Annotated in this window: 9 protein-coding genes; 5 read left to right on the top strand and 4 right to left on the bottom strand. The window is 65.9% G+C overall.

The features are described from left to right. On the top strand, positions 1–312 hold a 312-nt coding region (locus tag V7Q81_RS13825), incomplete at its 5' end, for a 2'-5' RNA ligase family protein (RefSeq protein ID WP_333844360.1). Between the two features lie 14 nt (positions 313–326). On the opposite strand, the gene V7Q81_RS13830 is transcribed toward V7Q81_RS13825, so the two are convergent. The 3 genes from V7Q81_RS13830 to V7Q81_RS13840 form a co-directional block, all read right to left on the bottom strand. Continuing rightward, positions 327–767: a host attachment protein gene (locus V7Q81_RS13830; protein ID WP_333844362.1), complete on the bottom strand. Its 441-nt coding sequence runs from the start codon at positions 765–767 to the stop codon at positions 327–329. Positions 768–945: 178 nt separating this feature from the next. Beyond that, positions 946–1560: a class I SAM-dependent methyltransferase gene (locus V7Q81_RS13835; protein ID WP_333844364.1), complete on the bottom strand. Its 615-nt coding sequence runs from the start codon at positions 1558–1560 to the stop codon at positions 946–948. Between the two features lie 179 nt (positions 1561–1739). Then, entirely contained in the window at positions 1740–2402 is a 663-nt protein-coding gene (locus tag V7Q81_RS13840; RefSeq protein ID WP_333844367.1) for a DUF502 domain-containing protein, read from the bottom strand. Between the two features lie 115 nt (positions 2403–2517). Here V7Q81_RS13840 and dusA point away from each other — a divergent pair, with 115 nt between their 5' ends. Beyond that, positions 2518–3504: a tRNA dihydrouridine(20/20a) synthase DusA gene (gene dusA, locus V7Q81_RS13845; protein ID WP_333844370.1), complete on the top strand. Its 987-nt coding sequence runs from the start codon at positions 2518–2520 to the stop codon at positions 3502–3504. Here dusA and V7Q81_RS13850 read toward each other — a convergent pair. Further along, a complete protein-coding gene (locus tag V7Q81_RS13850; RefSeq protein WP_333844372.1) occupies positions 3478–4365 on the bottom strand; it encodes a GGDEF domain-containing protein in 888 nt (295 codons plus the stop codon). The two genes, dusA and V7Q81_RS13850, sit on opposite strands and share 27 nt — an antisense overlap. A gap of 216 nt (positions 4366–4581) precedes the next feature. Between V7Q81_RS13850 and V7Q81_RS13855 the strand changes: the two genes are divergently transcribed. From V7Q81_RS13855 to rimI, 3 genes are read left to right on the top strand one after another with little or no spacing between them, the layout of a single operon-like run. Beyond that, the gene (locus V7Q81_RS13855) at positions 4582–5109 is read left to right on the top strand and encodes an O-acetyl-ADP-ribose deacetylase (RefSeq protein WP_333844375.1); all 528 of its coding nucleotides are present in this window, start codon (positions 4582–4584) and stop codon (positions 5107–5109) included. A 60-nt stretch (positions 5110–5169) separates the two neighbouring features. Then, positions 5170–5859, top strand: a complete 690-nt coding sequence (gene tsaB, locus V7Q81_RS13860) for a tRNA (adenosine(37)-N6)-threonylcarbamoyltransferase complex dimerization subunit type 1 TsaB (RefSeq protein WP_333844381.1) — start codon at positions 5170–5172, stop codon at positions 5857–5859. Next, entirely contained in the window at positions 5856–6317 is a 462-nt protein-coding gene (rimI, locus tag V7Q81_RS13865; RefSeq protein ID WP_333844378.1) for a ribosomal protein S18-alanine N-acetyltransferase, read from the top strand. Before tsaB ends, rimI begins: the two co-directional genes overlap by 4 nt. The last annotated feature ends 132 nt before the right edge of the window (positions 6318–6449 follow it).

Below are 6449 nucleotides of genomic sequence, written 5' to 3' on the forward strand. Positions count from 1 at the left end.
GAGCTTACCCTGGATCGACTGGGCTACTGGCGCCACAACCTCATCGCCTGGGCGGGCACAAGCGCGGTGCCCGAGGCCCTGGCCGGGCTGGTGGCAGCGCTGGAGGCGCGGCTCAGGGCCGCGGGCTACGCTTTCGATCGCCGGCCCTACGTGCCCCATGTGACCCTGGCGCGCAACGCCCGTTGCCGGGAAAGCTTAACCCTTGAGGAGCCGCTCCTGTGGCGTGCCGACGAATTCGTCCTCGTGCGCTCAACGCGGGGCAACGGAACCACCCACTACGAAACCATCGGCCGCTGGCCCCTCGGCGGCTGAGCCCTGCGCCGGGCTTAGAGATAAATGCACTGTTCTAGATGGCTCGACAGCTCTCTTTCGGGCACCTTGGTGTAATCCTTCTCGAAACTGTCGGTCACCCGGTCGAGAACGTGGGGATCGAGTTGTCCTTTCAGCAGCCCCAAAAAGGCGGGGGGCGCCACCAGGATCAGCCGCTGATACTCGTTGCGGGTGCGGCCCAAGTCCAGGAAGCGGGAAAGCTCGAGGGCAAAATGCTGGGCTTCGTGCTGCTTGGGATCGGTCTGGGGCACGTAGGCGCCGTGCCCGTTGCCGTGGCTTTTGTTGTGTCCCGGGCGATCGGTGACCAACTGGGAGGCTTTCTCCCGGCTCGCCGCGTGATCGAACTCTTTGAGTTTCTTCAATCCCTTTTTCGGTCCGGCGTTCAAGTAGAGCTGGGCTTTGCTGGAATTCGCCACCAAGATCCAGGTATTGGCCATGACCACCTCTTTGGGTATGGAGAGTTTGCTGAATCAGTCTAGCGAGGCAGCCTTCCCGAAGATAGCTCCCACCCGGCCGCAGGTAGGGCTAGAATCAGCGGTTATTTCCCGCCCCTGGGGGACTCGGCGGGAAGTCCTGGGGCGGGGGTCCGACGTGAGCTTCGAACCGGGGCTTTTCTTAGCCGGCCTGCCGCATGAGGGGCAAATTCGGCTTGACCCAGCGGTACACCCGCATGGGAGGTACATTCAGCAGCTCCACTCGCACCTCAGGCCGGCCGAACAACTCCCGCCCCAGCTCCCCGACCCGATCCCGCACCTGGTAGGCGACGAAGCGACCGCCCGGGGCCAAGGCATCGAATACCGCTCGGAGGATTTCCCGGCCGATCCGCCGAGGGATGGTGGAGAAGGGAATGCCGGAGACCACCACTTCCGGCGCAGGAAACCGGTGTGCCCGCAAGTGCCGTTCCAGGTGCCGGGCATCCCCATGGTGAATGACCAGCCGCGGGTCGCGCGTCGCGGAAAGAATGCGCACGAAGTCCGCATCGAGCTCGATGCCCAACAAGCGGGCGTCGGGGGCCATGGCGCGCAGCAATGCCCGCGTCGTGCCTCCGGTGCCCGGGCCCAGCTCCACCACTGCCCGAGCACGGCCCACATCGGAGAGCTCTACCACCCGCCGCTCCAGGAAGCGGGAGCTGGGAATGACGGACCCGACCCGGGCGGGATTCTTGAGAAAACCCTGGAAGAAGGCGAACCGCTCGTCGGGTTGCAGGCGTAAACGATCGAGTCTCAGCACATTTTCCTCCCGTGTTATCGAGCCGGGACGACCGTTCGGGCCCGAGAGAATTCCCCTCCTGCCCGAACCGTACCGTCCCGGAGGTGCAAACCCGTTCGTCTGACGAAACAACCCGCAGGCGGGCTGCTTTCGCCGCTTCACATTTTTTTGAATTTACCACAATCGCGCCCCTCTCTGCTTCAGGGCCTGGAAAAGGGGATGTGATCAGGGGCGCTCGTGCCCCCGGTCAGGGTAAAGCGCATGGCCTCTTCCAGGGTCCAGTCCGTGGGGGTGAGCCGGTCAACGGGCACGATTTCCACATAACCCGAAGTGGGGTTCGGGGCGGTGGGCACGTAGACCACCGCCAGGTCTTGCCCAGTGGCGGCGTCCTTGAGGGTGCGGGTGACGAGCCCCAGCGCTTTGAGGGGCGGATGGGGAAAATCGATCATCACGACCCGCTCCACCCCCGCCGGTTTTTGCTGGATGACCTGGAGGAAGTGCTTGGTGGCGCTGTAGACCGCCTTCACTAGGGGAATGCGGCCCATGAGAGCCTCGAGCCAGGCGAGGATGCGCCGCCCGACCACCCGGCTTGCCGCCCACCCCAGCGCATAGAGCGCCGCCAGGGTGAAGAGGATGGACACCGCCGACTCGAACCACGGGGCGAACAGTTGCTCGGCCAGCGTCGGCGAGTAGCGGGCAACGAAAACGGCAAGCCCCTGTACCCAGGGGCGTCCGGCTCGGGAAAGGGCACCCAGCAGGAAGTCGAACACCAGCCAGGTAACCCACAAGGGCGCCAGCACCAGAATCCCGGCGACGATATGACGGCCCGCGTGGGCCAAGACATGGCGATCGGAACTACGCATCGAGGAGGTCCTCCTGGATCGGTTCGCGGGCGAGCCCGGATGGATTCGCGACCGGCGCGGGGCCGGCCATGGGTCCGTGGGATAATAACCGCTGTTTGTCTTTCGCGAGACCCGCATGATGCGCGCCTTGAGCACTGCACCGATGATGGACTGGTCGGATCGGCACTGCCGCTACTTTTTCCGCCAGCTCACCCGGCATGCCCCCGTGTACACCGAGATGGTGGTCACCGGCGCGCTGCTTCACGGGGACGCAGCGCGGCACCTGGCGTTTCATGCGTTGGAGCATCCGGTGGCGCTGCAGCTGGGCGGGTCCGATCCCCAGGAGCTTGCCCGCTGCGCCCGGCTAGGGGAGCGATGGGGCTACGACGAAATCAACCTCAACTGCGGTTGCCCTTCGGGGCGGGTGCAACGGGGTGCCTTCGGCGCCTGTCTGATGGGCGAGCCGCAACGGGTGGCCGATTGCGTGAAAGCCATGCAGGATGCGGTGGGCGTGCCAGTGACGGTCAAGCACCGTCTGGGCATCGACGCCGTCGAGGCCTACGACTTCGTGCGCCGTTTCGTGGAAACTCTTGCGCGAGCGGGTTGCCGTATCTTCATCGTCCACGCCCGCAACGCGATCCTGCGGGGTTTGAGCCCCAAGGAGAATCGGGAGATTCCCCCCCTCAAGTACGACTACGTCTATCGCCTGAAGCGGGAGTTTTCCGAGCTCACCATCGTGCTAAACGGCGGCGTGCGCTCATGGGGGGAGATCCAGGCCCATCTGCAGCACGTGGACGGCGTCATGCTGGGACGTGCCGCCTACCACGATCCTTACCTGCTGGCGCAGGTCGATCGTCGGCTCTATGGCGATTTGCATCCTCCCAGGACGCGGGAGGAGGTAGTGCGTACCATGCACGCTTATTGCGTGGAGGAGGTCGGACGAGGAACGCCCCTGCGGGCCATCGTGCGACACATGCTGGGGCTGTACCATGGTGTGCCTCATGCGCGAGCTTGGCGCCGGCGCTTGTCCGATTCCCGGCGGCTCGCCGCCAACGACCCGGGCCTGCTGCTCGAGGCGATCGGTCCAGGGCTGCCCCTAGCGGAGGGCACAGCCTTCGCTTAAGTTCTCCCGGGGCAGCGTGACGCGCCCGGGCTGGGCAGGGGGCGGGAAGACGCGATTGCGCCCCTGCCCTTTCGCTTGGTACAAGCGCTGGTCCGCGGTACGGATGAGCTGTTGCGCTTCGTGCATTGTTTGTTCCAAGGCGGCTACGCCGATGCTAGCGGTCACGCAGATCTCCTGGAGCTGCCCTTGCATGTCCACGGTGCTGAAGCGGCGGGCAGCGATGGCCTCGCAGATGCGCTCGGCGAGCAAGACGGCGTCCGAAAGAGGGGTGTTGGGCGCAAGGATCAGGAATTCTTCACCGCCATAGCGCCCGACCACGTCCGTAGCCCGCACGCTGGAGGAAATCACCTGGGCCAATTGGTCCAGCACCTGATCGCCGGCCGGGTGCCCGTAGCGATCGTTGAGCTCCTTGAAGTAGTCGATGTCGAGCAGCAGGATCGAGAGGGGCGAGCGGGAGTGGCGCGCTCTTGCGATTTCCATTCCCAGGCGCTGGTCCAGATAGCGGCGGTTATGGACCCGGGTCAAGGGGTCAGTGACGCTTTCCTTCTCCAGAAGGTCGACCCGCACGAGGGTTTGGCTCATCTGCCAGGCGAGGCGAACGGCCAGCCAGACGAAGCAGGCACCGACGAAGAACACCGAGGGGACGATAAGCCCGGCAGTGCGGACATTCTCGTCTCCCATGATCAGGGCGTAGACGAGATAGCCGACTATGAAGAACAGGACCATGCCGCTCAACAGGCGCCAGCGGCGCCGCAGCGTCGCGGTGGGGGAGGTGGCCTGCAGGCGCTGGAGCACTCCGAGGGAGGCAGCGAGAATGAGCGCTCCTGCAAATACCAATCCGTTCGACAAGAAAGTCGACATATCCGCTATCCTTGGACCGAAGCAAGGGCTCGAGACCTGGGTGGTCAGGTGTCGGCCTGGACGGCAAACCCGTCCATTCAACCATATGTCAGCGAGTCCCGCGCTTCTCCGGGTCCCGGCGTGCGGGGCTCTCAGAGGATCTAGCGAGATCTGTGCCAAGATTCCTGGCGCGGTGCGCGCCGCGCATGATTTGGCCATGGAGGCGAGGCTTAAGCCATGGGGCAGCTACGGATCGAAATCGTAAAGGGGGACATCACGCAACAGCAGGTGGAGGCTATCGTGAACGCCGCCAACACCACCCTCTTGGGTGGAGGCGGGGTGGACGGCGCCATCCATCGGGCTGCCGGACCGCAACTCTTGGAGGAATGCCGCACGCTGGGGGGATGTCCCACCGGGCAGGCCAAGATCACCCGGGGATACCGCCTGCCGGCGAAGTACGTGATCCACGCCGTGGGGCCGGTGTGGCATGGAGGCGATCGGGGTGAAGACGAGCTGCTCGCCGGCTGCTACCGCAACGCCCTTGCCCTCGCCGCCCAGCATGGGGTGCACTCCATCGCCTTTCCCTCCCTCAGCACCGGCGCCTACCGCTTTCCCCTGGAACGCGCTGCCCGCATCGCCCTCACCGAGATCAGCCGCTTTCTCGCGTCCCACGCCTTGCCGCAACGGGTGATCTGCGTCTGCTTCGACGAAAGAGCCCTGGAGGCGTACCGGACGGCTTGGGCAGCGTTGCAACAGGGGCGCTGAACGGCATGCCCCACGTGCTCCCGCTATAATCTTGCTGCATTGCGGTTTGTGCTGCGCGCCTTGAACATCCTCGCCCTCGACACTTCCAGTGAGTATTGCTCGGTCGCCCTCTGGCTCGATGGCGAAGTGCACGCGCTGGAACGCCTTGCTGGCCAGCGCCACACGGAAATGGTATTGCCCATGGTGGACGAGCTTCTCGCCAGGGCCGGACTCGAGCTTTCCCAACTGTCGGGCATCGCCTACGGCGCCGGGCCGGGCTCTTTCACCGGGCTGCGCATCGCCTGCGGTCTCGCCCAGGGGCTCGCCCTCGGGGCGGGGCTGCGGGTGCTCGGGGTGAGCACCCTGGAAGCCCTGGCCCAGGCATGCGCCGCGCAGCGGGTGATGGCCTGTCTGGACGCCCGTATCGGCGAGATCTACCACGCCGCCTACGAGCGGGACGCGGCGAGGGGGCGGGAAATGGGCGCCTGGCGGGTGGTGAGTCCCCCGCGGCTGTGTCGTCCCGAAGAGGCGCCTGAGGTGCCGGACGGGGGCTGGTGGGGTTGCGGTAGCGGCTTCGATGCGTATCGCGAGGCCCTTGAAAAGCGCTACGGCGCCCGCGTGGCCCGCGTGCTGTCGGGCCTCCGGCCCCGGGCGGGGGAGATCGCGGTGCTGGCGGCGCCGCGCTTCGCTGCCGGGCAGGGAGGGGATGCGGCCGAGGCGGTACCCCTTTACCTGCGGGACAAAGTGGCCCTGCGGGAGGAGGAACGATGAGCGCCTTGGTCCGGCCTGCGCCGGTGCTGCGCCCTATGTGCGTCGAAGACGTCGAGCGGGTGATGCGCATCGAGGAGGAGATCTACGCCTTTCCCTGGACCCGGGGCAACTTTCTCGACTCAATCCGCGCCCGCTACCACTGCTACCTCTATGAGGTGCCGAGCGCGCTGGTGGGCTATGGAGTGATGATGGTGGCGGTGCAGGAGGCACACCTGCTCAACCTGAGCATCGCCTCGAGCTGGCAGCGGCGCGGCCACGGGCGGGAGCTGCTTGCCCACTTCATCCGCATCGCTCGGGAGCAAGGGGCGCACACCATGGTGCTGGAAGTGCGGCCGTCGAACGACGCGGCGTCCCACCTATACCGCCGTGCCGGTTTCCGGGTGGTGGGGGTGCGCCCCAACTATTACCCGGCCGAGGGCGGGCGCGAGGACGCCATCCTGATGGAGCGGCCCCTGTGAACAACCGGTGGCGCGCAGCAGCGCTCAAAGAGCTCCGGCTGTGGCCCCGGTGGCGTCTGCGGCGCTCGCGGGAGGAGGTCTCGGAAGTCAGAGCTCAGCGATCGGAAGGGAAGGCTTCCTTTCCGTCGGTCC

Origin of the sequence: Pelomicrobium sp., assembly GCF_036803785.1 — a bacterium.
In the GTDB taxonomy this organism is placed as follows: Bacteria; Pseudomonadota; Gammaproteobacteria; order Burkholderiales; family UBA6910; genus Pelomicrobium.

Coding starts and splice junctions, on each gene's coding strand:
- V7Q81_RS13850 (WP_333844372.1), bottom strand. CDS start 4,365: ATGTCGACTTTCTTGTCGAACGGATTGGTATTTGCAGGAGCGCTCATT.
- dusA (WP_333844370.1), top strand. CDS start 2,518: ATGATGCGCGCCTTGAGCACTGCACCGATGATGGACTGGTCGGATCGG.
- V7Q81_RS13840 (WP_333844367.1), bottom strand. CDS start 2,402: ATGCGTAGTTCCGATCGCCATGTCTTGGCCCACGCGGGCCGTCATATC.
- rimI (WP_333844378.1), top strand. CDS start 5,856: ATGAGCGCCTTGGTCCGGCCTGCGCCGGTGCTGCGCCCTATGTGCGTC.
- V7Q81_RS13830 (WP_333844362.1), bottom strand. CDS start 767: ATGGCCAATACCTGGATCTTGGTGGCGAATTCCAGCAAAGCCCAGCTC.
- V7Q81_RS13855 (WP_333844375.1), top strand. CDS start 4,582: ATGGGGCAGCTACGGATCGAAATCGTAAAGGGGGACATCACGCAACAG.